20 protein-coding genes and 4 tRNA genes are annotated in these 25,971 nt (G+C 55.3%); 15 read left to right on the top strand and 9 right to left on the bottom strand.

Going from position 1 to position 25,971, the window contains the following annotated elements; all coding sequences use genetic code 11:
- The first annotated feature begins 6 nt into the window (after positions 1-6).
- From ACOTX4_RS06945 to plaP, 3 genes are all read left to right on the top strand, one after another.
- Positions 7-936: a LysR substrate-binding domain-containing protein gene (locus tag ACOTX4_RS06945; RefSeq protein ID WP_023314446.1), complete on the top strand. Its 930-nt coding sequence runs from the start codon at positions 7-9 to the stop codon at positions 934-936.
- A 219-nt stretch (positions 937-1,155) separates the two neighbouring features.
- Entirely contained in the window at positions 1,156-1,218 is a 63-nt protein-coding gene (yoeI, locus tag ACOTX4_RS06940; RefSeq protein WP_099458931.1) for a membrane protein YoeI, read from the top strand.
- Complete coding sequence (gene plaP / locus ACOTX4_RS06935) at positions 1,208-2,566, top strand: putrescine/proton symporter PlaP (protein ID WP_003859499.1); 1,359 nt, start codon at positions 1,208-1,210, stop codon at positions 2,564-2,566. The genes yoeI and plaP overlap by 11 nt, the downstream gene beginning before the upstream one ends.
- Positions 2,567-2,690: 124 nt before the next feature.
- Here plaP and sbcB read toward each other — a convergent pair whose 3' ends face one another.
- Positions 2,691-4,127, bottom strand: coding sequence for an exodeoxyribonuclease I (sbcB, locus tag ACOTX4_RS06930; RefSeq protein WP_015572402.1), 1,437 nt, complete (start codon positions 4,125-4,127; stop codon positions 2,691-2,693).
- Between the two features lie 191 nt (positions 4,128-4,318).
- Between sbcB and dacD the strand changes: the two genes are divergently transcribed.
- From dacD to ACOTX4_RS06910, 4 genes are all read left to right on the top strand, one after another.
- Positions 4,319-5,491, top strand: a complete 1,173-nt coding sequence (gene dacD, locus ACOTX4_RS06925) for a serine-type D-Ala-D-Ala carboxypeptidase DacD (RefSeq protein ID WP_139152754.1) — start codon at positions 4,319-4,321, stop codon at positions 5,489-5,491.
- 118 nt (positions 5,492-5,609) lie between these two features.
- Positions 5,610-6,083 (top strand): DNA gyrase inhibitor SbmC, encoded by a 474-nt coding sequence (sbmC, locus tag ACOTX4_RS06920; RefSeq protein WP_032609631.1) that lies wholly within the window; start codon positions 5,610-5,612, stop codon positions 6,081-6,083.
- Positions 6,084-6,174: 91 nt separating this feature from the next.
- Positions 6,175-7,233, top strand: a complete 1,059-nt coding sequence (locus ACOTX4_RS06915; protein ID WP_003859506.1) for an FUSC family protein — start codon at positions 6,175-6,177, stop codon at positions 7,231-7,233.
- 147 nt (positions 7,234-7,380) lie between these two features.
- Complete coding sequence (locus ACOTX4_RS06910) at positions 7,381-7,716, top strand: DUF496 family protein (RefSeq protein ID WP_000450410.1); 336 nt, start codon at positions 7,381-7,383, stop codon at positions 7,714-7,716.
- A 147-nt stretch (positions 7,717-7,863) separates the two neighbouring features.
- On the opposite strand, the gene ACOTX4_RS06905 is transcribed toward ACOTX4_RS06910, so the two are convergent.
- A tRNA-Asn gene (locus tag ACOTX4_RS06905) sits at positions 7,864-7,939 on the bottom strand.
- 226 nt (positions 7,940-8,165) lie between these two features.
- On the opposite strand from ACOTX4_RS06905, the gene emmdR reads away from it, so the two are divergent.
- Together emmdR and ACOTX4_RS06895 are read left to right on the top strand one after the other, a co-directional pair.
- On the top strand, positions 8,166-9,584 hold the full coding sequence (emmdR, locus tag ACOTX4_RS06900; protein WP_023324934.1) for a multidrug efflux MATE transporter EmmdR: 1,419 nt from the start codon (positions 8,166-8,168) through the stop codon (positions 9,582-9,584).
- Positions 9,585-9,687: 103 nt separating this feature from the next.
- Positions 9,688-9,763, top strand: a tRNA-Asn gene (locus tag ACOTX4_RS06895).
- Between the two features lie 135 nt (positions 9,764-9,898).
- On the opposite strand, the gene ACOTX4_RS06890 is transcribed toward ACOTX4_RS06895, so the two are convergent.
- Positions 9,899-11,353 (bottom strand): AMP nucleosidase, encoded by a 1,455-nt coding sequence (locus ACOTX4_RS06890; RefSeq protein WP_023324933.1) that lies wholly within the window; start codon positions 11,351-11,353, stop codon positions 9,899-9,901.
- 76 nt (positions 11,354-11,429) lie between these two features.
- The gene (gene shiA, locus ACOTX4_RS06885; RefSeq protein WP_045330391.1) at positions 11,430-12,746 is read right to left on the bottom strand and encodes a shikimate transporter; all 1,317 of its coding nucleotides are present in this window, start codon (positions 12,744-12,746) and stop codon (positions 11,430-11,432) included.
- 256 nt (positions 12,747-13,002) lie between these two features.
- Here shiA and pagP point away from each other — a divergent pair, with 256 nt between their 5' ends.
- Positions 13,003-13,578 carry a lipid IV(A) palmitoyltransferase PagP gene (gene pagP, locus ACOTX4_RS06880; RefSeq protein WP_003859516.1) on the top strand — a complete coding sequence of 192 codons (576 nt, stop codon included), beginning with the start codon at positions 13,003-13,005 and terminating at the stop codon, positions 13,576-13,578.
- Here the strand turns inward: pagP and ACOTX4_RS06875 are convergent.
- Genes ACOTX4_RS06875 through ACOTX4_RS06865 form a run of 3 tightly spaced genes read right to left on the bottom strand, consistent with a single transcriptional unit; the run spans position 13,575 to position 18,684 of the window.
- Positions 13,575-14,498 (bottom strand): acyltransferase, encoded by a 924-nt coding sequence (locus tag ACOTX4_RS06875; protein WP_162184622.1) that lies wholly within the window; start codon positions 14,496-14,498, stop codon positions 13,575-13,577. The genes pagP and ACOTX4_RS06875 overlap by 4 nt on opposite strands.
- 38 nt (positions 14,499-14,536) lie before the next feature.
- The gene (locus ACOTX4_RS06870; RefSeq protein WP_421635365.1) at positions 14,537-17,599 is read right to left on the bottom strand and encodes an efflux RND transporter permease subunit; all 3,063 of its coding nucleotides are present in this window, start codon (positions 17,597-17,599) and stop codon (positions 14,537-14,539) included.
- A complete protein-coding gene (locus ACOTX4_RS06865) occupies positions 17,599-18,684 on the bottom strand; it encodes an efflux RND transporter periplasmic adaptor subunit (protein WP_045330383.1) in 1,086 nt (361 codons plus the stop codon). Before ACOTX4_RS06865 ends, ACOTX4_RS06870 begins: the two co-directional genes overlap by 1 nt.
- Positions 18,685-19,156: 472 nt before the next feature.
- On the opposite strand from ACOTX4_RS06865, the gene ACOTX4_RS06860 reads away from it, so the two are divergent.
- The 3 genes from ACOTX4_RS06860 to ldtA all read left to right on the top strand — a co-directional run bounded on the left by ACOTX4_RS06860 (position 19,157) and on the right by ldtA (position 23,315).
- Positions 19,157-19,588, top strand: a complete 432-nt coding sequence (locus tag ACOTX4_RS06860; RefSeq protein WP_003859525.1) for a universal stress protein — start codon at positions 19,157-19,159, stop codon at positions 19,586-19,588.
- A gap of 47 nt (positions 19,589-19,635) precedes the next feature.
- Complete coding sequence (locus ACOTX4_RS06855; protein ID WP_045330380.1) at positions 19,636-22,329, top strand: cation-transporting P-type ATPase; 2,694 nt, start codon at positions 19,636-19,638, stop codon at positions 22,327-22,329.
- 62 nt (positions 22,330-22,391) lie between these two features.
- Positions 22,392-23,315 carry a L,D-transpeptidase gene (ldtA, locus tag ACOTX4_RS06850; RefSeq protein WP_032659287.1) on the top strand — a complete coding sequence of 308 codons (924 nt, stop codon included), beginning with the start codon at positions 22,392-22,394 and terminating at the stop codon, positions 23,313-23,315.
- Positions 23,316-23,407: 92 nt separating this feature from the next.
- Here ldtA and ACOTX4_RS06845 read toward each other — a convergent pair.
- A tRNA-Asn gene (locus ACOTX4_RS06845) sits at positions 23,408-23,483 on the bottom strand.
- Between the two features lie 320 nt (positions 23,484-23,803).
- On the opposite strand from ACOTX4_RS06845, the gene nac reads away from it, so the two are divergent.
- On the top strand, positions 23,804-24,721 hold the full coding sequence (gene nac / locus ACOTX4_RS06840) for a nitrogen assimilation transcriptional regulator NAC (protein WP_003859531.1): 918 nt from the start codon (positions 23,804-23,806) through the stop codon (positions 24,719-24,721).
- Between the two features lie 96 nt (positions 24,722-24,817).
- Positions 24,818-25,768 (top strand): HTH-type transcriptional regulator Cbl, encoded by a 951-nt coding sequence (cbl, locus tag ACOTX4_RS06835; protein WP_003859532.1) that lies wholly within the window; start codon positions 24,818-24,820, stop codon positions 25,766-25,768.
- Positions 25,769-25,867: 99 nt separating this feature from the next.
- Here the strand turns inward: cbl and ACOTX4_RS06830 are convergent.
- Positions 25,868-25,943: transfer RNA gene (locus ACOTX4_RS06830), tRNA-Asn, on the bottom strand.
- Positions 25,944-25,971: the final 28 nt, after the last annotated feature.

The following is a 25,971-nucleotide window of genomic DNA, read 5'->3' as shown; positions in this document are numbered from 1 at the left end:
GCGAAGATGAAACCGCTGCTGGATGTTCTTGTTATTCTGGATGCGCTGGAAAAAGAGGGGAGCTTTGCCGCCGCCTCGGCGAAGCTCTATAAAACCCCTTCGGCTCTGAGCTACACCGTGCAAAAGCTCGAGAGCGATCTTAATATCCAAATCCTTGACCGCACCGGGCATCGCGCGCGTTTCACCCGTACAGGGCAGATGCTGCTGGAAAAAGGGCGTGACGTGCTGCATACGGTTCGCGAGCTGGAAAAACAGGCCGTTAAGCTTCACCAGGGCTGGGAAAATGAGCTGGTGATTGGGGTTGATGATACATTCCCTTTCTCCCTGCTTACCCCGCTTATTGAGGCGTTCTATCAGCGCCACAGCGTCACGCGGTTGGTTTTTATCAATGGCGTGCTGGGCGGTTCCTGGGAGGCCCTGACGCAGGGCAGGGCGGATATCATCGTTGGCGCGCTGCATGAGCCTCCCCAGTTGAGCGAATTTGGTTTTGCGCGGCTGGGTGTTCTGGAGCAGGTTTTTGCCGTTGCGCCTCATCACCCGCTGGCGAATGAACCGGAGCCGGTTACCCGACGCGTCATTAAAAACTATCGTGCCATTGTGGTTGGAGACAGTTCTCGCCCCGAGTGCGGTATTTCATCGCAGCTGCTGGATGAGCAGGAGGCCATCACCGTTTTTGATTTTAAAACCAAGCTGGAGCTGCAAATAAGCGGCCTGGGGTGCGGTTACCTTCCCCGTTATTTAGCGCAGCGGTTTATTGACAGCGGAGCGCTGGTGGAAAAACAAGTTTTAGCGCAGAGCAGTAACGAATCGGTATGGGTGGGCTGGAATGAACAGACCGCCGGCCTTGCCAGCGCCTGGTGGCGAGACGAAATTTTAGCAAATAGTGCTATCGCGACAGTTTACACTCAGGCAGATGATGGTAAATCAACCAGTTAGAAAAATTATTTTATGGGCAGGTTTCTCAATGTATTGCCTTTTGTATCTTGAATAGGGCAAAATGCCGCCGCTGCAAACAAATAAATAATCGACGATATAAAAGGCGTCGGTTATTTTTTTTTGCATGTACGAAACGAAACTAAAAACCAAGAGGCCGGGCTTCGTACCGGATAGATACTTACTAAAATCCGACAGTTGTTGTCGCTGAGGAAGAAAGAAATGGGGCAATTTTTCGCTTACGTGGCGGTTATCACCGTAAAGGAGAATAACTATGTCGCATAACGCAACTCCAAACACCTCTCGCGTGGAATTACGTAAAACGCTTACGTTGATTCCGGTTGTCATGATGGGCCTTGCCTATATGCAACCGATGACGCTGTTCGATACATTCGGTATCGTTTCAGGCCTCACGGACGGTCATGTGCCGACGGCTTACGGCTTTGCACTGATTGCGATCCTCTTTACCGCGCTCAGCTACGGTAAACTGGTGCGCCGTTATCCGTCTGCCGGTTCCGCCTACACCTATGCCCAGAAATCCATCAGCCCGACGGTAGGCTTTATGGTGGGCTGGTCTTCGCTGCTCGACTATCTGTTCGCGCCGATGATCAACATTCTGCTGGCAAAAATTTATTTTGAAGCGCTGGTGCCATCGATTCCATCCTGGATGTTCGTCGTGGCGCTGGTGGCCTTTATGACGGCCTTCAACCTTCGCAGCATCAAGTCCGTTGCCAACTTTAACTCCGTTATCGTTGTGCTTCAGGTTGTACTGATTGCCGTGATCCTCGGCATGGTGATTTACGGTGTGTTCCACGGTGAAGGCGCGGGCACTCTGGCGAGCAGCAAGCCGTTCTGGTCTGGTGATGCGCATGTGATCCCGATGATTACCGGGGCGACGATTCTGTGCTTCTCCTTTACCGGTTTTGACGGTATCAGCAACCTGTCTGAAGAAACGAAAGATGCAGAGCGCGTAATTCCGCGTGCAATCTTCCTGACGGCGCTGATTGGTGGCCTGATCTTTATTTTCTCGACCTATTTCCTCCAGCTGTACTTCCCGGATATCTCTCGCTTCAAAGATCCGGATGCTTCTCAGCCGGAAATTATGCTCTATGTGGCGGGTAAAGCGTTCCAGGTCGGCGCGCTGATCTTCTCCACCATCACCGTACTGGCGTCCGGTATGGCCGCGCATGCAGGCGTTGCGCGTCTGATGTACGTTATGGGCCGCGATGGCGTATTCCCGAAAAGCTTCTTCGGCTACGTGCATCCAACTTGGCGTACCCCGGCGATGAACATCATTCTGGTCGGTGCGATCGCGCTTCTGGCGATTAACTTTGACCTGGTGATGGCAACGGCGCTGATTAACTTTGGTGCGCTGGTGGCGTTTACCTTTGTTAACCTGTCGGTGATCTCTCAGTTCTGGATCCGTGAAAAGCGTAACAAGACGCTGAAAGACCACTTCCAGTATCTGTTCCTGCCGATGTGTGGTGCTATGACCGTGGGCGCGCTGTGGGTTAACCTGGAAGAGAGCTCAATGGTGCTTGGCCTGATTTGGGCAGGTATCGGCCTGGTTTACCTGGCCTGTGTGACGAAGAGCTTCCGCAACCCGGTTCCTCAGTACGAAGACGTCGCGTAAGACTGCGTCGGGTGGCGGCTACGTCTTACCCGACCTAAATACCCCGCAGGCCCGCGTAAGCGAAGCGCCATCGGGCAAAAAAAAAAGCCGGAGACATCGCCTCCGGCTTTTTTGTACCCGCTATTCAGACAATCTCTTGCGCATACTGGAACAGCGCTTTCAGCAGCGCCTGCTTCTCAGCATTCCCTTCATACTGACCGTAAAGCATCTCCAGCTCCTGGGCGTAGCTATTAAGAAACTCCGGCGTAAACACGTTGCGCCGATGCTGTAACCAGCGCTCCTGCTCTGCTTCATCCAGCGTGCCGGGATAGTTGCGCGCGCGATAATTAAACATCAGCTTCTCAATGCGCTTATCTGCGAAGGTGATATCCAGCGCGGGCAGGTTACGCGGGTCGGTTTGCAGCACGATATTCATCGCCGCGCGATCGGCGTCGCTGAAGAAGCCGTTATAAAGCTGCGCATCCACATTCTCAGACGGCACGAACGGCTCTGCTTCGGCAAAAATGGCGACGACTTTCTCGCGCACCTGCGGGTTGTCGCGCAGCACTTTCAGGTTATCGAGGCAGTGCTGACGGTTAATCCCCAGCCGGTCGGCGTCTTCCGGGCGTAGCGTGTTGGCCTGCGCCAGCACCGGGCACTTATTAATGTGCACCAGTTTTACCGGTACGGCTGGCAGGTCACCCAGCGCCTCTTTCGGCGTATAGAGCCGTTCACGTAAGGTGTCGCTGTCGAGCTCAAGCAGCGGGGAGATATCTCCGGCAAGATCCACCATGATGACGGCGTTACGGTTGTCCGGATGCCAGGCAAGCGGCGCCACCCAGCTTGTGTTCCCGCGCCACGCGCCGAACATCCCTGAAATATGCACCAGCGGTTTCATCTGCGGCACGTCAATCAGCGTCATCAGCTTTTGCTTGCTGCGATGGCTCAATAGATACTCAAACAGGCGCGGCTGCGCGGTTTTTACAAGTTTCGCCATTGCGATGGTCGCGTAAACGTCTGCCATCGCGTCGTGGGCATTGCTGTGCTCAATGCCGTTGGCCCGCGTCAGGTGCTCGAGCCTGAAGCTCGGCAAGCCGTCGTCGTTCTCCGGCCAGTTAATCCCCTCCGGGCGCAGCGCATAGCAGGCGCGCATGATATCCAGCAAATCCCAGCGTGAATTACGGTTCTGCCAGCTCCAGGCATACGGATCGTAGAAGTTGCGGTAGAAGATATTGCGCGTCACTTCATCGTCAAAACGGATATTGTTGTAACCCACCACGCAGGTATTGGGCACCGTGAACAGGTCGTGGATGCGACGGGCAAATTCTGCTTCGCTAACGCCTTTATCCCGCGCTTCCTGAGGCGTGATGCCCGTCACCATCACCGCGCCCGGCTGCGGCAGATAGTCATCGGCGGGCTTACAGTAAAACACCTCGGGTTCGCCGATGACGTTAAATTCGTCATCGGTACGGATAGCCGCAAACTGCGCCGGTCGGTCCAGCGCCGGATGGGTGCCAAAGGTTTCGTAATCGTGGAACAAAAAAGTCGGGCGCGCGGCAGAGTCAGACACCAGTAATCTCATCCTGTTAAAAATTGACGTCTCTATGGTAAACGATTGGGGTGAGCAGTCCGAACAAAAAGCACCGTCAGGCAAGAAATTTGCGAGATTTGTTCCGAAAAAATCTGCGTTCTGTCACATTTTTTTGCAATTAAGGCAGGTAACGACATCAGAACTCCCGTAAAAAGGTCATCGATTTTTACTGACCTGAGGATATACCGTTGAAACGCCGTCTGTTTATTGCTGTTTCTTTACTCGCTTCGAGTATTTCATCCGCGCGGGCTGCCGAGCCGCTGGATTTTTCACCTCAGCCGCCTGCCATCCAGGCTGGCTCCTGGGTATTGATGGATTACACCACGGGTCAAATCTTAACGGCGGGCAACGAACATCAGCAGCGCAATCCGGCGAGCCTGACCAAACTTATGACGGGGTACGTTGTCGATCGCGCCATTGATAGCCACCGCATCAGCCCCGATGACATTGTGACGGTCGGACGTGACGCCTGGGCAAAAGGCAATCCGGTCTTTGACGGTTCGTCGCTGATGTTTCTGAAGGAGGGCGATCGGGTTTCCGTGCGCGATCTCAGCCGCGGCCTGATTGTTGATTCCGGCAATGATGCCTGCGTGGCGCTGGCGGATCACGTGGCGGGCGGTCAGCCGCAGTTCGTCAGGATGATGAATGACTATGTTGAAAAACTGAACCTGCGCGATACCCACTTCGAAACCGTACACGGGCTGGATGCACCGGGTCAGCACAGCTCCGCCTACGATCTCGCCGTGCTTTCCCGGGCCATCATTCACGGCGAGCCTGAGTTCTACCACATGTACAGCGAGAAGAGCCTGACCTGGAACGGCATCACCCAGCAGAACCGCAACGGCCTGCTGTGGGATAAGACCATGAACGTGGATGGCCTGAAAACGGGACACACCTCGGGCGCGGGCTTTAACCTGATTGCCTCAGCGGTGGACGGTCAGCGTCGACTGATTGCGGTGGTGATGGGGGCAGACAGCCCGAAAGGACGTGAAGATCAGGCGCGCAAGCTGCTGCACTGGGGACAGCAAAATTTTGATACGGTGCAGATCCTGCATAACGGTAAAAAAGTGGGAACCGAGCGCATCTGGTACGGTGATAAAGAGCAGATCGCGCTGGGCACGGATCAGGACTTCTGGCTGGCATTACCCAAATCGGAAGTGCCGAACATCAAGGCGAAATACGTGATGGATAAAAAAGAGCTTGAAGCGCCGATCGCCGCGCATCAGCGGGTAGGGGAGATCCAGCTGTACGATCGTGACAAGGTGGTCGCGCACTGGCCATTGGTTACGCTGGAAAGCGTTGAAAAGGGTGGGCTTTTCTCCCGTCTTGGCGATTATCTGCATCATAAACTCTGACCTTTTCGGGCAGACTGGCAGTGTTGCGAGTCTGCTCACATAATAAACACTCCTGGATTGCCGATAATCTCGATTCTGCTTTACAGTGTATATATATACAGTAATAAACGGAGGCAGCATGGACTACAGCATCAGGCAGCAACAGAAACGTACGATTGCAGGCTTTCATCTCGTGGGGCCGTGGGAAAAGACGGTCAAGCAGGGATTTGAACAGCTGGTCATGTGGGTAGATGGTCGTCATATTCAGCCGCAGGAGTGGGTGGCCGTTTATTATGACAATCCGGATGACGTGCCGGCAGAAAAGCTCCGCTGCGTTACCGCCGTAACGGTAGTAGACGATTTCACTATTCCTGAAAACAGCGAAGGGGTGATGATGACCGAAATTGCTGCCGGAGAGTATGCTATTGCCGCCGCGCGCGTTGAAAATCATGATTTCGCTACTCCATGGTATCAGTTCTTCAACTCCCTGCTGGAAGACAGCAAATTCCAGATTGCACCAAAACCCTGCTTCGAACGCTATCTGAACGATGGCAATGCTGACGGCTACTGGGATATTGAGATGTTTGTACCGGTAGAGCACAAAGTGGGATAATCCTGCGAAACGCAGGGTTTTTCAGCCGGGCGCGATCCACCCGGCTGAAAACACAGTACAATTGTGGTTTGCCGTAGAGCTGGAGACGGGTGTGCGCCCCGACAAGTCATTAACCCCTTTTGAAATTCGGTTATACAAACATTATCGCGTGGTGCACGGTTGCCGCATTGCGCTGGCGTTTGTGTTGACCTTCGTACTGGTTCGTTTGCTGGATATCCCGGAAGGGACGTGGCCGCTGATCACGCTGGTGGTGGTGATGGGGCCGATCTCATTCTGGGGGAACGTGGTCCCGCGCGCTTTCGAACGCATAGGCGGTACCGTTTTAGGCTCAGCGCTTGGGCTTATTGCCCTGAAGCTGGAGCTGATTTCATTTCCGTTCATGTTGCTGTGGTGCGCGGTGGCGATGTTTCTTTGCGGATGGCTGGCCCTCGGCAAGAAACCGTATCAGGCGCTGCTGATTGGCATTACGCTCGCGGTTGTGGTCGGCGCACCTGCGGGCGATATGACCACCGCATTGTGGCGAAGCGGGGACGTGATCCTCGGCTCGTTGCTCGCCATGCTGTTTACCGGCATCTGGCCGCAGCGCGCCTTCCTGCACTGGCGCATTCAGATGGCAAACTACGTCACGGCATTTAACCGGGTCTACCAGGCCGGGTTTTCGCCGAATCTGATTGAGCGTCCGCGGCTGGAAAAGCATCTGCAAAAAATCCTCAATGATGTGGTCAAAATGCGCGGGTTAATTACGCCAGCAAGCAAAGAAACCCATATCCAGAAAGCCATCTTTGAAGCTATTCAGACGGTCAGCCGTAATCTGGTCTGTATGCTTGAACTGCAAATCAATGCCCACTGGGCCTCACGCCCCAGCCATCTTCTGATGCTCAACGCGCATACGCTGAAAGAGACGCAGCAGATGACGCAACAAACCCTGCTGACCATCGCTCATGCGCTCTATGAAGGTAACCCGCAGCCGATACGGGCGAACAGCGAGCGGCTGAACGAAATCGTCGCCGAGCTCAAACAGCTGATGAATGAGCGCCAGGGCGACAATGTGGCGGAAACGCCCATCCATGGTTATGTCTGGCTGAGTATGGAGCTGGCGCGGCAGCTGGAGTTGTTATCGCAGCTGATTTGCCGGGCTCTGCGCAAATAAAAAGCGTATGTGATGCCTGCTGCTTCGATTCAGCAACAATTAGGGTTATGATGGTTTTAAACGATATACTCATTGTCATTCGCAGCCGCTGTCTGTTAAAACGGTTGCTTTAACGAATCCGAATCTCACATTATCAGGGGTGTAAAAATGGAAACTACCAAGCCTTCGTTCCAGGATGTTCTGGAGTTCGTCCGCCTGTTCCGCCGCAAAAACAAGCTACAGCGCGAAATCCAGGACGTAGAGAAGAAGATCCGTGACAACCAGAAACGTGTCCTGCTGCTGGACAACCTGAGCGACTACATCAAGCCAGGTATGAGCGTTGAAGCTATTCAGGGCATCATCGCCAGCATGAAGAGCGATTATGAAGATCGCGTTGATGACTACATCATCAAAAACGCTGAGCTGTCCAAAGAACGTCGCGACATCTCCAAGAAGCTGAAAGTGATGGGCGAAATCAAAAACGTCGACGCTAAAGGCGAGTAATCGCACACTCTGTTGCCCGGTGGCGCTGCGCTTACCGGGCCTACAGGACTGTTATCACGTAGGTCGGGTAAGGCGAAGCCGCCACCCGAAAATTTTACCGAACGCAAAAAAGCAAAAAGCCTGCTCTAAAAGCAGGCTTTTTAAATTTGGCTCCTCTGACTGGACTCGAACCAGTGACATACGGATTAACAGTCCGCCGTTCTACCGACTGAACTACAGAGGAATCGTTGTGGAGGCTTATCTTAGCGGCGAAAAAACTTTTGTCAAACCTGATCTCAGGCAAAAGCGTTTGTTTGATGATTCTGTCGTCATTTTGTTGTAAATCCAAACATAATTTTATGGAAAATACTTTGCAGGATACGCATTTCTGCCCCATCATTTGAAATGGAGTTTCAACTTTCTCGCTAAGGTCCATTTTGAACGTCACCGCACCCCTACGCCAGGCGATTATGCGCACGCCCTGGTATGCAAAACGTAAAAGTTATCGAGTTCTCTTCTGGCGTGAAATCACCCCCCTTGCTGTGCCTATTTTCCTGGAGAATACCTGCGTCCTGTTGATGGGCGTGCTGAGCACATTCCTGGTGAGCTGGCTCGGTAAAGAAGCTATGGCCGGGGTAGGGCTGGCGGATAGTTTCAATATGGTGGTGATGTCCTTCTTTGCCGCTATCGATCTCGGTACGACGGTGGTGGTGGCGTTTAGCCTGGGTAAGCTCGATCCGAAGCGTGCCCGCGAAGCGGCCAGACAGTCGCTGATGATCATGACCCTCTTTTCGATCATCCTTGCGGCGGTTATCCATTATTACGGCAAAGAAATTATCGACTTTGTCGCGGGAGAAGCGACCAGTGAGGTGAAGGATCTGGCTCTCACCTACCTGGAAATGACGGTGCTGAGTTATCCGGCGGCTGCCATCGCGCTGATTGGTAGCGGTGCGCTTCGTGGAGCAGGGAATACCAAAATCCCGCTGCTGATCAACGGCGGCATGAACATCCTGAACATCATTATCAGCAGCGTTTTGATTTATGGCGTCTTTTCCTGGGAGGGGCTGGGCTTTGTCGGCGCGGGTTTAGGACTGACCATTTCCCGCTATATTGGTGCGGCGGCGATAATCGGCGTACTGATGGCGGGAATTACGCCATCGCTGCGCCTGACGCTGAAAAGTTATTTCCGTCCGCTTAACTTCGCCATTATCTGGGAAGTGATGGGGATCGGGATTCCGGCCAGCATCGAATCCGTGTTGTTTAACGGCGGGAAACTGCTGACGCAGATGTTTGTTGCCGGGATGGGAACAGACGTCATCGCCGGCAACTTTATTGCCTTCTCCATTGCCTCACTCATTAACCTGCCGGGAAACGCGCTGGGGTCGGCGTCGACGATCATCACCGGCAGACGTCTCGGAAAGGGGCAGATAGGGCAGGCGGAACGGCAGCTTCGGCATGTCTTCTGGCTTTCAACCATTGGACTGACGGCGATTGCGTGGGGAACTGCGCCTTTTGCCGGGCTGATGGCCTCGTTCTATACGCATGAAAATGACGTGAAAGAGGTCGTGAAGGTGCTCATTTGGCTCAACGCGGCGTTTATGCCAATCTGGGCCGCGTCCTGGGTACTTCCTGCCGGGCTGAAAGGGGCGCGCGATGCCCGGTTTGCGATGTGGGTCTCCATGCTCGGCATGTGGGGCTGTCGCGTCGTGGCGGGCTACACGCTGGGGGTAATGTTAGGTATGGGCGTTGTCGGCGTCTGGCTGGGGATGTTCCTTGACTGGGCCGTGCGCGGCGCGCTGTTCTACTGGCGCATGGTGAGCGGGCGCTGGCTGTGGAAATATCCGCGAAAAAAACCGGAGCAGGAGGTTTCGGAAACGGCAAGTGCCTGACAAATGTGCGAAGTGGAGAATAAATCGGCAAACGATTGAAAATCTGCATTCACCCTTTGACATCCTCAGGGCGCATCGATAATATGCGCCCCGTTCACACGATTCCTCTGTAGTTCAGTCGGTAGAACGGCGGACTGTTAATCCGTATGTCACTGGTTCGAGTCCAGTCAGAGGAGCCAAATTTAAAAAAGCCTGCTTTTAAAGCAGGCTTTTTGCTTTTCTGCGTTCGGTAAAATTGTCGGGTGGCGGCTTCGCCTTACCCGACCTACGAAATCCCGGGTCGGGTGAGTGGTGTGCGTGATGTGTCCTTGTTATCAGCGGAACGGTGGCTCATTGAAGGTGCGCAGCTTGCGGGAATGCAGTTTGTCGCCCTCTGCACGCAGTAAATCGATGGCGCGAATACCAATCTGAAGGTGCTCTGAGATCGCCCCTTCGTAAAAACGGTTCGCCTGGCCCGGCAGTTTGATCTCGCCGTGCAGCGGTTTATCGGACACGCACAGCAGCGTGCCGTAAGGGACGCGGAAGCGGTAGCCCTGCGCGGCAATGGTGGCGCTTTCCATATCGATTGCGACCGCACGGCTAAGATTGAAACGCAGGGCGGAGGCGGAATAGCGCAGCTCCCAGTTACGATCGTCGGTGGTAACGACCGTACCGGTACGCAGGCGCTGCTTCACCTCTTCACCCGGCATGCCGCTCACCTCTTTGGTGGCGTCGTACAGGGCGCGCTGCACTTCCGCGATACTCGGGATAGGAATATCCGGCGGCAGAACCGCGTCAAGAACATGGTCGTCACGCAGATAAGCGTGGGCGAGGACGTAATCGCCAATCAGCTGGCTTTCACGCAGGCCGCCGCAGTGGCCGATCATCAGCCAGACGTCCGGGCGCAGTACCGCCAGATGGTCGCAGATGGTTTTCGCATTCGACGGGCCAACGCCGATGTTAATCAGCGTAATGCCCTGACCGTCGGCGGTGATCAGGTGCCAGGCTGGCATCTGGTGCTTTTTCCACGCCAGGTCGGAGATGGCCTCTTCCGGTGCTTCGGTTTCGGCGGTGATCCAGATCCCGCCCGCGCAGGAGAGGGCGACGTAAGGGCTGTCCGGGTCGAGGATCTGGCTACAGCCCCAGCGGACAAATTCGTCTACATAGCGGGTGTAGTTGGTAAACAGCACGAACGGCTGGAAATGTTCGGCTGGCGTGCCGGTGTAGTGGCGCAGGCGTGCCAGCGAGAAATCGACACGGCGGGCATCAAAGTGCGACAGCGGTGAAAACTCTGCCGGGTGATAGATCCCGTCCGCCGTCTCATCGCCAATCTGCGACAGCTCAGTGGTCGGGAAATGACGGGTCAGCCCTGCGCTCATGGAGCGATCCAGCGTCAGCGCTGAGCCGTCTATCACGTACGGGTAAGGGATCTCGTGCAGGGACGGCTCAACGCTGATATGCGCGCCGTAATCCTGATACAGCAGGGTAAGCTGCTCTTCCAGGTAGGGGCGGAACAGCGCAGGTCGCGTGATGGTTGTGCTGTAACAACCGGAGTGGGTGAAACGCGCATAGGCGCGGGTTTTCGGATTACTGCTGGCGCTGCCGTCCCAGGTGACAGAGAGCGATGGATAAACAAAAAGGCCCTGGGTTCTGGCCTTTTCATCGGGAAGTTTCCCTGTTTCGATATAGTCACTGATGGCGCTGCGCAGTGCATTGACGGACTGTTCATACAGCGCGTCGAGTTTTTCCAGCGCCTGAGCCGGGGTCAGGCTGGAGCCCTTATTATTCATGTCTGTCTCCTTGTTCCACAGGTGTGCGGCTATACCCGATAGTATGCCACACGCCTGTGAAACAAAAGTGAGGAGATCAGCTGTGCGCGGTTTCATTCATCAACAGGGCGGTGGCAGCAGAAAGCAGGCAACCCGCCAGCAGATAAATCGCCACGCTATGCCAGTTACCGCCGGAGAACGTCACCAGCGCGGCGGCGATAAACGGCGTAAACCCGCCGCCGACCACGCTCGCCACCTGATATCCCACGCCCGCGCCGCTGTAGCGGTAGCTTGCGCCAAACAGCTCGGTGAACATTGGCTGCTGCACGCAGACCACCATGTCGTGAGCGATGTTCGCAAGCATGATCGCGAAGAAGACAATCCAGAAGAGCGACTGTGCCTCCAGCGCCATAAAGAACGGCCAGGCGCTAAGTGTGCCGATGAGCGCGCCCGTGATATACACCCGTCGACGCCCATAGCGATCCGCCAGCCAGGCGAAGCAGGGGATGGTCAGGCAGCTGATCCCGCCCACCACCAGGCCAATATTCAGGAACAATTCCCGCGGCAGGCCGAGGTTTTGCGTGGAATAGTTGAGGGCAAAGGCGGTGACGATATACATCGTCAGCAGTTCGCACAGGCGCAGGGCGATAATTTTCAGAAAAGCGCCAGGGTGCTGCACCAGCGCTTCCATCACCGGCAGCCGTTTTTTGGCGACCGGTTTTTCGCGCTGCTGCCGCTCAAACTCAGCCGACTCTTCCATGCCGTTACGGATCCACAGGGCCACCACGACCAGCACAATGCTGAAGATAAACGGAATACGCCAGCCCCAGCTCAGGAACTGCTCGTCTGTCGTGAGCTGGCTTATTAGCGACACCAGACCCGTGGAGAGCAGCAGACCCACGCCATAACCTACCTGCACGCCGCTGCTGTAGAACGCTTTCTTGTTCTTCGGCGCGCTTTCCACGGACAGCAATGCCGCGCCGCCCCATTCGCCGCCAACGGCAAAGCCCTGAATGGCGCGCAGCGTCACCAGCAACACCGGGGCCCACCAGCCAATCGATGCAAAGGAGGGCAAAATACCGATTAGCGCGGTGGCAATACCCATCATCCACACGGTGAGCATCAGCATACGTTTCCGGCCAAGGCGATCGCCGAAGTGGCCGAAAATTACCCCGCCCAGCGGACGAAACAGAAAACCGACGCCGAAAGTGGCAAACGCAGCAAGCGTACCCATGGCGGGGCTGATCTGGGGAAAGAATTCACGGTTAAAGACCAGCGCAGCGGTAATACCGTAGAGCAGAAAGTCATACCAGTCGACGACGGCGCCTGCGAAGCTACCTAAAGCAGCGCGGCGGGCGCGGTTAAGCGAAGGTGTCTCCTCGTTGCGGCGAGCGGAGATAAGGGTGGAGTCCATAGTTGTCCTGTCTGTACTGATTTTTAATTATTGGTATAAGAAAAGGTCACTCACATCACGGCCGTCATATTGGCGGAACGTATGAGACTACCGCGACACGCGGCCTGAGAAAACGTTTTTATCTTTCCTGAAAGCGCAGAATAAATAAATTTCATCTTATCGGGCGACAACATAAATCAGCCTGTTTGGCTCCGGTTAGGGCTGAATGGTTTACAGTAATAATGATCGCTGTGTGACGTAAGCTGAGGGAATAACGATGCAACGCCTCTTTCCTGCACTGTGGGTAGTCCTGTTTTTAGTCGTATCTCCGCTGCATGCGGAGCCGAAAGTCTATGGCGAACAGCGTATTCATCGCTGGTGGGATGCAGTAACGGACGATATTGCGCAAACCTGGGAACAGCCGGATCGTTACGATCTCTACCTTCCGTTTTTGAGCTGGCATGCACGCTTCATGTATGACAAAGAGAAAACGGATAATTACAACGAAATGCCGTGGGGCGGGGGGCTGGGCGTGTCTCGCTACAACGACGAGGGCAACTGGAGCGCGCTGTTTGCCATGATGTTTAAAGATTCCCACAACGAGTGGCAGCCCGCGATGGGTTACGGCTGGGAGAAGGGGTGGTATCTGGATAACGCAAAAGATTTCCGTCTGGGGCTCGGGGCCGCCGCGGGGATCACCGCGCGCGACGACTTTGCCAACTATGTCCCGCTGCCTTTTATCTTCCCGCTTTTCTCTGCCGGATATAAGCGCGTCACCGTCCAGTTCACCTATATTCCCGGGACCTACAACAACGGCAACGTGCTGTTTGCCTGGCTGCGCCTGGGCTTTTAGAGGGTGATCACTTTTTTGGCCACTGTGTTGGACAGTATCAGCAGCGAAAACAGGACCGACGTAACAAACGTAAGCACAATCAGAGCAAGTTTGGTGCTCAGGGACGTCACCGGAATGAGCGCGGTCAGCAGGTGAAACACCGAGTAGTGCATGATATAGACCCCGGTCATCGTTTTGCTAATGGTGGCCAGCACGGACTCTTTAAACTCCGCATTGCGGCGAAACCGTACGCCATTTGCCGCAATCACCAGGGCAATAATCAGAATGTAAATTTGCGATCCGGTGAGGATAAAGGCGTTTCTGTCTGCTTTAAATAGCGCAAAAAAGAAGTGCCGTTCGTAAAACCATGTGAAGAGATAGATAAACGGTATCGCAATCACCGCGGCCCTGACCACGTTTTTGCGGCCGATCCACGCCGCGATCTGCGGATCGCAAAAGAGCTGGCCTGTCAGATAAAACAGCAGCCACGTCCACAGGCGATACTGCGGCGACAATGAAAGGACGTGGGCATCAGGATAGAGGGCCGACAGCAAATCGTACCCGTAAGAGAAAAGCAGCAGGGCGGTAATCACCCCGCAAAAGAGCATTCGTCGCTGGCTGAGCCGCTCCACCACCGGGTGAAACGTGTAAATCACGATAAACGCGAACACGAACCAGGGCTGGATCAGATATCCGCGCTGATAGGGTTCCCACAGGTAGTAAATCGTTACCCAGAACAGAAAGACGATCACCAGGCGTTTGATCTTATCCAGCTGCCAGCGCGTGCCGTGTCGGGATTGCCCGTCCAGATACCCTGCAACCACAAAAAACAACGGCGTGGCGATGGTCGAAATGAAGGTTAAAAAACCGAGGATCCAGTGATAGTCATAATCGTAATGATCCCAGGTGTTGTAGATGGTGAAAAAGGTAACCGCCGTCATACAGCCCAGCGTCTTGATGATATTCAGCCCTGTCGCATTCATTGTTGTTCAGCTTTGTCCTTACGATGGAAACACGCGTAAATTACGGGGAGTACCAGCAGCGTCAGGATTGTAGCAAACCCAAGCCCAAACATAATCACAACGGCCATGCTCTGGAAGAACACATCCAGCAGCAGAGGGGCGAGGCCGAGTACGGTCGTAAAGGCGGTGAGGAGGATGGGACGCAGGCGCGACGTGGCGGCGTAAACGATCGCACTGTGCTGATCCTGCTGCGCTTTCTGCTGTTCTATCTCTTCCACCAGCACAATGCCGTTGCGGATCAGCATCCCGCTCAGGCTCAGCAGGCCAATCAACGCCATAAAGCCAAAGGGGATGCCGGTAATTAAAAACCCCGGCGTCACGCCGATCAGCGCCAGCGGCACGGTCAGCCAGATAGCGACGGCGTTTTTCACCGAACTGAACATCAGCACCGTGATCACAAACATCACCAGATACCCGATCGGCAGCGTGGTAAATAGCCCCTGCTGCGCTTCGCTGGAATTCTCCGCGTCCCCGCCCCATTCAATGCTGTAGCCGTGAGGCAGGGGCAGGGCATCTATTTGCGGCTTCACGCGGGCGAGAATATCGCCGGACGTTTGCTGGCTTAGCGGGTCAGGGTCGGTCTGCACGGTCAGCACGCGCGAGCGGTCGCGACGCAGGATCAGCGGATCTTCCCACTCCAGCGCGAAGCCGCTGACGACGTTGCTCAGCGGAATATACTGCTGCCGGGTCTGGCTCCAGACCAGGACGTTGTTCAGGTGGTTGGCGTCCAGCCGCTCGCTTTCCGGCGGGCGCACCACCACGGGTAACAGATCGCTTCCTTCTCTGTACAGGCCTGCCCGGCTGCCGGAGAAATTCATCTCCAGTGCGTTATCGACGTCCTGCTTATCCACGCCAAGCTCACGTCCGAGCGCGGTGACGTACTGCGGGCGGATCACTTTGCTGCGGTTTTGCCAGTCGTTCCTGACGCTGTCCGTCGCCGGATCGCGCGTAAGAATGTTGTCTACCTGGCTGGCGATCAGACGCAGCCTGTCGGGATCGGGGCCTTTAATACGCACTTCAATAGCGCTGTCGCCGGAGGGGCCAAACATCACCCGCTTCGTGCTGGCGTTAACCTGCGGATAGTTCCGGGCGATGTACTCATCAACGTGGCGGGTCAGGGCGGGGATGTTACGCTGGTCGTCCATTCTCACCATGATTTGCGCATAGTTGCTGTACTGCCGCTGTCCGCTGTAGGTCAAAATAAATCGCATACTTCCCTGACCAATCGTCGAGACCGTGGTTTCCACGCCATGCTGGCCGTTAATGGTTTTCTCGATATCACTGGTCATCTTCTCGGTCCATTTAATGTCGGTACCGTAAGGGAGCCAGAGGTCGACAAAGAAAATCGGCGTGCTGGAGGAGGGGAAGAAGTTCTGCCGCACCGAGCCAAAGCCCCAGATGGCGGCTGCCAGCAGTGCGGCCATCACCACCAGCGTTGGCGCTTTACGCCGTAACAGCGCGTTGAGCACCGCCTGATAGATCCGATAGATGCGTTTGTCATAGGGATCCGTTTCGTCAGCCTCTGGCGGCGCAGCGTCCCGTTTAAACAGCCACCATTTGATCAGCACCGGTGTAATGGTGAGGGCAGAGAACCAGCTCAGCATGAGCGAAATCAGCAGAACCTGAAACAGCGACTTACAGTATTCGCCGGTAGAGTCCTGCGACAGCCCGACGGGCGCAAAGGCCAGGATGGCGATCACCGTAGCACCCAGCAGCGGCAGCGCAGAACGGCGAATAATGTTGCTAATGGCGTTCATCAGGGACGAGCCCTGCTGCCGGGCTATCAGTACCCCTTCGACAATAACAATGGCATTGTCGACCAGCATGCTGAGGGCGATGATCAGCGCGCCCAGTGAAATGCGCTGTAGTTCAATACCCCAGAGATACATGATCAGCAGCGTACCCAGCACATTAAGCGCGAGGGAAAAGGCGATAATGATCCCGCTGCGTAAGCCCATAAAGATCAGCAACACACCGACGACAATCGCCAGCGCCATCAGGAAGTTAATGATAAATCCGTTAACGGAATGCCCGACCTCCGCCGCCTGATCGTAGAACAGGTCGATATGGATACCTGCCGGTTTCTCGGCTGACATCTGCTCAAGCTTCGCCTCCAGGGCATCTCCCACGTCGATCACGTTAACGCCGGGGATAAAGGAGACGCCCATGGTGACGGCTTCTCTGCCGTTGGCATGGTAGATGCTGGCAGGGGAGGCATCCAGCCCGCGTGACAGGGTGGCAATATCCCGTAAGCGGGTAGCCGCCCCAAAGCCCGGCGGGGTCACGATGAGATCGGCCAGCTCGTCAATACTCTCGAATTCACCGGTAGGATGCAGACGAATTGACTCAGTACCGGAGGGGATCTCTCCCGCGCTGGAGACCACGTTCAGCCTGCTGAGCTGGGCAGAAAGCTGGTTCAGCGTTATCCCGCGCGCGGCCATTTTGCTCAGAGAAATGTCCACGTTAATCTGCTGGGTGAGGGCTCCGCCGATGGCCACTTTGCCCACGCCTGGCACGAGGACCAACTCCCGGCGCAGCTGCTCGGCATACCGGACCAGTTCCGGATTGCTGAATTCATCGCCGGAAATGGCAAAGAAAAAGCCGAACACATCGCCAAAATCATCATTCACAAACGGGGTCACTACGCCGGGTGGAAACTGTCGGGCGGCATCTCCCACCCGGCGACGCAGTTCATCCCAGATTTGCGGCAGCGCATTTGAGTGGTAGCGCGAGGCTATATTGACCGTGATCTGCGACAGGCCGCTGGAGGAGATGGAGCTGACGTTATCCAGGTAAGGTAATTGCTGAAGCGCGTTTTCCAGCGGCAGGGTGACCTCTTCCTCAACCTGCTGCGCCGACGCGCCCGGATAATGGGTGATCACCACCGCCGTTTTGATGGTAAACGCCGGATCTTCCAGTCTGCCGATGTTCAACAGGGCAATAATGCCGCCTACGCCCAGCAGCAAAATCGTCAGCCAGACGCGAACCGGGTTGCTGATAAACTGACGAGAGATATCCATTACAGTCCCCGTTCACGCGTCCAGATACGTACCGGCTGGTTGGGATGTAACTCCCCAACGCCTGCGGCCACCACGCGTTCACCCGCCTTAAGCCCACCGACGATGATGACCCCCTCAGCGCTGACTTGTCCCACGCTGACCTTACGATCTTCAAGGTGCAACGTATCGCCTTCGCCCGTCACCACCCAGACGTGTGGCTCATTGCGCGGGCGGTTATCCGGGTTAAAGACCGCTTCAACCGGCACCACCAGCGCCTCACTGCCGACGCCCGCCGGTAGGTTGGTTAAATTGATGGTGACCGTTCCGCTGACGCCGCCCACGACGGGAAAATCATCCGGGCGGGGCATGGTTAAAATTACCTGCCAGGTCAAAGTGTTGCTGTCGCTACTGCCTGAGTGCTCTTTGTACACAGCGGTAAACTCGCGACCGGGCAGGGCGTTGATCTTCACTACCGGTTTGTACTGCGCATTGCGAATATCGAAGGTGTTAAACAGGTTCTCTGGAAGGCTGAACACCACGTCCAGTAGATCGGTACGGGTCAATGTGACGACGGGCTGGCCGGCTGAGACGACCTGATGGTTTCGCACATGTACGCTGGCCGCTGTCCCGCTAAAGGGGGCGACGAGCGTCATCTGACTCAATTCTTCGCGTGCAATCTGAAGCGCGGCGTTTGCAGAATCGCGGTTTGCGCGCTGGACATCCATCTCGGCCTTCGACACGGCCTGGCGTCCTGCCAGGGTCTGGAAGCGGTCGAATTGCCGCTGAGCCAGGGTCGCCGCCGTTTGCCTGTCGTTCAGACGCTGCCGGGCTTCGCGATCGTTAAGACTGGCGAGCCGTTGCCCCTGTTTGACAACGACACCCTGGCGAATGTCCAGGGTCTCAATCTGCCCGGCACGTTTGAACGCAAGATCCGTGGCGTCGCCGGATTCGATACGGGCGGGAAAGACGCGCTGCTGCGCGTTGCCAGCCTTCACCACCTCTGCGACTTTTACCATTTTCGGCAGGGGCGCGGCGCGGTCGGATTTCGGATCGCACGCCGTCAGCAGCAATACAACAGCAGGCAGAAGAGAGAGGTAGCGCTTCACAGTATTCCCCTGATAATAATTGTTTTATTTATTTCGTCATCAATGCTGGGGTGGCGCTATTCTGCCAGGGCCGAGACGACCACATAGGTAAATAAACCGATTGCTGTGCTGGCGATAATGGCGAGCGCAATAAACAAACCAAGGCGAATCAGGCTTAAACCGTACATGCATTCCTCCATGAGGTTGAAGGTGGCGCGGGATAAAGAGAATGAACGTGTTGCATGCCTGACTATGAGCATAGTCGGTGAATAAATAAATGTTAAATAACCATTATTAGTGGCGTGACATACTCAGGCGAAACAAGCGTTACAATAGCGTATCCCCTTTGAATAACATCCTGATATTCCTGTGCTACGTTTAATAGCATCCATTCCTTTTTTCCGTAAAAGGCATTCACGCCTGTACCCATGGGGTTGATGCGATCTCTCCTGATTCACTCACTGTTGTGTTGGTTATAAAAAGGATGCTTGATATGTATAAAACGATTCTGGTGCCGGTGGATGTATACGAAACAGCGTTGTCTGATAAAGCGCTACAGCATGCCCAATTCCTGGCGCAAAGCGCATCGGGTAATGTCCATCTGCTGTACGTTATGCCAAAGTTCTCGGCGGAACTGACCCGCGGTTTTATTGCAGACGCGAGAAAGATGGATGAATATATGATTAATAATGCTAAAGAAAAACTGGCTGCGCTGGTAAAAAAAATCAACCTGCCGGAAGCAAATGTCCATCTGCATGTTCGCAGCGGGAATATACGTGATGAGGTAATCAAACTGGCGGATGAACTTAACGTCGGTGCGATTATTGTGGGATCGCGTAATCCCAATATTCAAACCCATTTATTAGGGTCAGAGGCGGCGAGTATCGTTCGTTATGCGCATGTTCCTGTTTTCGTTATTCGTTAATGACATGAAAGCAAGGTGATTTCTGAAAAGAACCCGAGGAAGGAACGATGATAACAGAAAAGCCTCACCGCCCGTATTATCAACAGACCGTTGATGAAACCCTGACAAATATCCAATCCAGCCTCGACGGACTCAGCAGTACAGAAGCGACCGCCAGGCTGGAAAAATACGGCGAAAACGCCTTACCGCAAAAACCGGGTAAACCCGGCTGGCTGCGCTTTCTGGCCCATTTCAACGATGTCCTTATTTACGTCCTTCTGGCGGCGGCGCTGCTGAAGCTGATAATGGGACACTGGGTGGATATGTTTGTCATTCTTGGGGTGGCTATCATTAACGCCCTGATTGGCCATATTCAGGAGAGTAATGCGGAGAAATCGCTGCAAAGCATTCGTAATATGCTCTCCAGCGAGGCTGTGGTCATCCGGCAGGGCAACCATGAAACTATCCCGACGACAGCGCTGGTGCCCGGAGATATCGTGGTGATACGCGCCGGGGATCGCATTCCTGCCGATCTTCGCGTGATAGAGGCGCACAACCTGCGGGTGGAAGAAGCTATTCTCACCGGCGAATCCACGGTAGTGGAGAAAAGCAGCGATGTGCTCAGCGGCGAACTCCCGTTAGGTGACCGTTACAATCTGCTGTATTCGGGCACCACCGTCAGCTCCGGCGGGGGAAAAGGGCTGGTGGTGGCAACCGGTGGGGAGACCGAACTCGGCCATATCAACCAGATGATGTCAGACATTGAAAAACACCGTACCCCGTTGATGGTGCAAATGGACAAGCTCGGCAAGACCATTTTTATCACCATTCTGGTGATGATGCTGGCGCTGTTCGTTTTCAGCCTCATCTTCCGCGATATGCCCGTTTCAGAGCTGGTGCTGTCGCTGATTAGCCTTGCGGTGGCGGCGGTGCCGGAAGGATTACCGGCCATTATCTCGATCATCCTCTCGCTGGGCGTGCAGGCGATGGCGCGTCGCAAGGCGATTATTCGCAAGCTGCCTACCGTGGAAACGCTGGGGGCGATGACGGTTATCTGCTCGGATAAAACCGGCACCCTGACCATGAATGAGATGACGGTAAAAGCGGTGATTACCGCGGACACCACCTACCGCGTCGAGGGAGACAGTTACGAACCGGTGGGCGCTATTCACCCTGTTGACGATCCAACACCGGTCACCGTGACCCAGGGGTCTGTGCTTGAGCGCTATCTGCGCACCGTCGATCTCTGTAATGACAGCCAGCTGATCAAAGATGAGCAGGGGCTGTGGAAAATCACCGGCGGGCCAACCGAAGGCGCGCTGAAGGTGCTGGCGGCCAAAATCCCGCTTCCGACAATTGACGCCGAATTGCGCAGTAAAATCCCATTCGATTCGCAATATAAATACATGTCCACCCTCTATCGCCTGGGCGACGAAGAGGTGATGTTAATCACCGGTGCGCCGGACGTCCTTTTCCGTCTTTGCCAGCACCAGCAGACCCAAAACGGGCTGGAGCCGTTCAACCTGCACTATTGGGAAGAGAAGATTGAAGAGTATGCGCGCGAGGGATTGCGCATGGTGGCTGCGGCCTGGAAACCGGCCGCCAGCGGGCAGCGCGAGCTGACACATGCGGATCTGCAAGAGGGTGTCATACTGCTCGGCATTGCGGGCATGATGGATCCCCCGCGCCAGGAAGCCATTTCGGCCATTGCCGACTGCTTGCAGGCGGGCATTCGCGTGAAAATGATTACCGGAGATCATCCACAAACGGCGATGAGCATTGGACAGATGCTGGGTATTGGCAACGCGGCGAGCGCCATTACCGGGCGCGAGCTGGAAGCGATGGACGACCACCAGCTGAGCGAGGCGGCGCAAAAATACGATATCTTTGCCCGAACCAGCCCGGAAGATAAATTCCGCCTGGTGCAGGCGCTGCAAAGTAAGCAGGAAGTGGTCGGAATGACCGGGGACGGGGTGAACGATGCGCCTGCGCTGAAGCGGGCGGATGTCGGCATCGCGATGGGGATCAAAGGTACTGAAGTCACCAAAGAAGCCGCCGATATGGTGTTAACGGATGATAACTTTGCCACCATTGCCCGGGCGGTCCATGAAGGGCGTCGGGTCTACGACAACCTGAAAAAGACCATTTTGTTCGTTATCCCGAGCAACATCGCCCAGGCCCTGCTGATCATTATTGCCCTGCTGGCGGGGAACCTGATCCCGTTAACACCGGTACTGATCCTGTGGATGAACATGGCAACCTCGGCAACGCTGTCGTTTGGCCTGGCGTTTGAAGCGGGTGAGAAGGACATCATGAACCGGCCGCCGCGTAAGTCTAACCTGCATGTGATGGACGGTTATGCCATCTGGCGAGTGGTGTTTGTCGGCCTGATGATTGCCATCAGCGCCTTTGTGCTGGAGGCCTGGCTGCAACCTCGCGGCTACTCGCCGGAGTTCATCCGCACCGTGTTGCTGCAAACGCTGGTCACCGCCCAGTGGTTTTACATGCTCAACTGCCGCGTCACCGACGGTTTCTCCCTGAGTAAAGGTCTGCTGGCTAATAAGGGGATATGGATCGTGAGCGGCGTACTTCTGGCTCTTCAGCTTCTGATCATCTATGCGCCGTTCATGCAAATGCTGTTCGGTACCGAAGCGCTACCGTTCCGCTACTGGATCATTACCTTCCTGATTGGGTTTGCGATGTTCATGATTGTTGAAGCAGAAAAAATCCTTACCCGGAGATGGCGCACGACGAAAAGATGACTGAATGAGCAGGCTAAGCCTGCCCACCGGCAGGCTTTCTCTTTGACTGAGTACAGAACACTATGATTCGATTTGCCTCGTTCGTTTTTACGCTTGGTATTCTGGTTCCCGCTGCATCTGCTGTAACCTACCCCCTCCCTCCCGAGGGCAGCCGCCTGGTGGGGGCGCCGATCACCATCACTGTGCCTGAGGGCAATACTCTGCCGCTCGAAGCGTTTGCAGCGCAGCACGGACAGGGGTTGAGCAATATGCTGGAAGCCAACCCGGGGGTGGATCCGTTTTTACCGCGAGCCGGAACACAGCTTGCGGTACCCCAGCAGCTTATTCTGCCGCCAACGGTGCGCGAGGGAATTGTGGTGAACGTCGCGGAAATGCGACTTTACTATTATCCACCCGGCAGTAACACGGTTGAGGTGCTGCCTATTGGCATCGGTCAGGCCGGGCGCGAAACGCCGCGTAACTGGGTAACCGCCGTTGAGCGCAAACAGGAAGGCCCAACCTGGTCACCCACGCCAAATACGCGACGTGCTTACGCGAAGGAAGGGAAAACGTTGCCCGCGTTCGTTCCCGCCGGGCCGGATAACCCGATGGGGCTGTATGCCCTTTATATCGGCAGGCTGTACGCGATCCACGGTACTAACTCAAATTTCGGCATTGGTCTGCGCGTCAGCCAGGGCTGCATTCGCCTGCGTAATAACGATATCAAATACCTGTTCGATAACGTTTCGGTGGGGACGCGGGTACAGCTTATCGATCAGCCCGTAAAAGTGACCACGGAGCCGGACGGTAGCCGTTGGGTAGAGGTTCACGAGCCGCTTTCACGCAATCGCGCGGAATTTGAATCGACAAATAAGGTGCCGCTGCCCATTTCAGCCGCACAAAGGACGCAGCTGATAAGTGAAGGGGCGGGCGCTGAACTGGAACGGCGGTCGGGGATGCCGGTGAAGCTTGCTATGACTGGTAGCGCTTCGCTTGCCGGGCCTTGAGTACCGTAGGTCGGGTAAGCGGAGCGCCACCCGACAAACTTACCGAACGCAGAAAAGCAAAAAGCCTGCTTTAAAAGCAGGCTTTTCAAATTTGGCTCCTCTGACTGGACTCGAACCAGTGACATACGGATTAACAGTCCGCCGTTCTACCGACTGAACTACAGAGGAATCGTGTGAACGGGGCGCATATTATCGACCTCCGTACGCCTTGTCAAAGGATGTATCGCCCACTTCAGACTGTTTGCTGACAAAACCAGCAAAGTGACGTTTTTGCCAACGGAATGCACCATTATTGTGCAGATATACCCCGAATGGGGCAGATCGGAAACCGTTGTCCCCGTCTCAAAAAAGGCATCAGTGATTGGCTTTCCTTATTTTCAGCCGCTTAGCAGAGACATACACCCGCTGCAAAAAACTGGCATCCATATTGCAAAACCTATTTAACAACACAGCCGTTACCGGCACGCTATTTTCGAACAGGGGGCAACATGAACTTAAGACGACTGAAATACTTCGTAAAAATCGTCGATATCGGCAGCCTGACCCAGGCGGCTGAAGTGCTGCATATCGCGCAGCCTGCGCTGAGCCAGCAGGTCGCGACTCTGGAAGGCGAAATGGACCAGCAACTGTTGATCCGCACCAAGCGCGGCGTAACGCCTACCGAAGCGGGAAAAATTTTATATACCCATGCCCGCACGATCCTGCGTCAGTGTGAACAGGCGCAGCTGGCCGTGCACAATGTGGGTCAGACCCTGAGTGGCCATGTCTCCATCGGGCTGGCGCCGGGAACGGCCGCATCGTCGGTAACCATGCCGCTGCTTCAGGCGGTGCGCGCAGAGCTACCGGAAGTGCTGGTTTATCTGCATGAGAACAGTGGTTCCGTGCTCAATGACAAACTGCTCAACGGTCAGCTGGATATGGCGGTGCTGTACGATCGCTCCCCGGTTGCCGGGATCACCAGCCAGCCGCTGCTGAAGGAAGATCTTTATCTGGTCGGTACCCGTGATTGCCCTGGCCAGAGCATTGATTTAACCGCTGTGGCAGAGATGAACCTGTTTCTGCCGCGCGACTACAGTGCCGTGCGCGTGCGCGTTGACGAAGCGTTCTCGCTGCGCCGTCTGACGGCGAAGATCATCGGCGAGATCGACTCCATCTCCACGCTGACTGCCGCCATTGCCAGCGGCATGGGTGTAACGGTTCTGCCCGAGTCTGCCGCACGTTCACTGTGCAGCGCGGCAAACGGCTGGATGGCCCGTATCACCACGCCATCCATGAGCTTACCGCTGTCGTTAAATATGTCCGCGCGCGGCTCCCTGTCACCGCAGGCGCAGGCGGTGAAAGAGATCCTGATGTCTCTGGTCAGTAAGCCGTCGCTGGAAAATCGCGAGCTGCAACTGGTCAGCTGATATTCCAAATAAGCATAAGATGCTGGTTTTTATTATTTGTTCTCCAGCCCGGCTGACTCTAACAATAGCCTTATGTCAGATGCGCCGGAGTGAATTGTGAATTTCCAGCAACTTAAAATTATTCGTGAGGCGGCCAGGCGGGATTACAACCTGACCGAAGTCGCCAATATGCTTTACACCTCTCAGTCGGGCGTCAGCCGGCATATCCGCGAGCTGGAGGAGGAGTTAGGCATTGAGATTTTTATCCGTCGCGGCAAGCGCCTGCTGGGTATGACCGAGCCAGGCAAGGCATTACTGACCATCGCTGAGCGCATTCTCAACGAGGCCAGCAACGTTCGCCGGCTGGCGGATCTCTTTACCAACGACGCTTCCGGTGTGCTGACTATCGCCACCACCCATACACAGGCGCGCTACAGTCTTCCGACGGTTATCAAAGCATTTCGTGAGATCTTCCCGGACGTACGTCTCGAACTGATCCAGGGCACGCCGCAGGAAATCGAAGTGCTGCTGCATAACGGCGGGGCCGATATCGGTATCGCCAGTGAACGGCTGAGCAACGACCCGCTGCTGGTGGCGTTCCCGTGGTTCCGCTGGCACCACAGCCTGCTGTTACCCGCCGATCACCCGCTGAATCAGGTTTCGCCGTTGACGCTGGAAGAGATCGTCAAATGGCCGCTGATTACCTACCGGCAGGGCATTACCGGGCGCTCGCGCATTGATGAAGCGTTCAAGCGTAAAGGGCTCACGCCGGACGTGGTGCTGAGCGCGCAGGATTCCGACGTGATCAAAACCTACGTCGAGTTAGGGCTGGGGATTGGCCTGGTGGCCGAGCAGTCTGGCGGAGAATATGAGGCCGGAAATCTGGTGCGTCTGGATACGCGTCACCTGTTCGATGCGAATACCGTCTGGCTGGGGCTAAAGCGCGGGCAGCTTCAGCGTAACTACGTGTGGCGTTTTATTGAGCTATGCAACGCGGGCCTGTCGGTGGATGAGATCAAACGCCAGGTGATGGAGCCGGAAGAGGTGGCGATTGATTATCAGATTTAGTCGCTAATCACTAGGCCGGGTAAGGCGCAGCCGCCACCCGGCAAATTTACCGAACCCACAAAAGCAAAAAGCCTGCTTTAAAAGCAGGCTTTTCAAATTTGGCTCCTCTGACTGGACTCGAACCAGTGACATACGGATTAACAGTCCGCCGTTCTACCGACTGAACTACAGAGGAATCGTGTGAACGAGGCGCATATTATCGA

The organism is Enterobacter cloacae complex sp. IR5459 (assembly GCF_049238005.1).
Taxonomy (GTDB): domain Bacteria; phylum Pseudomonadota; class Gammaproteobacteria; order Enterobacterales; family Enterobacteriaceae; genus Enterobacter; species Enterobacter hormaechei_C.
Note: the sequence above shows the minus strand (reverse complement) of the source record. Positions and strands in the feature narration are given on the sequence as shown.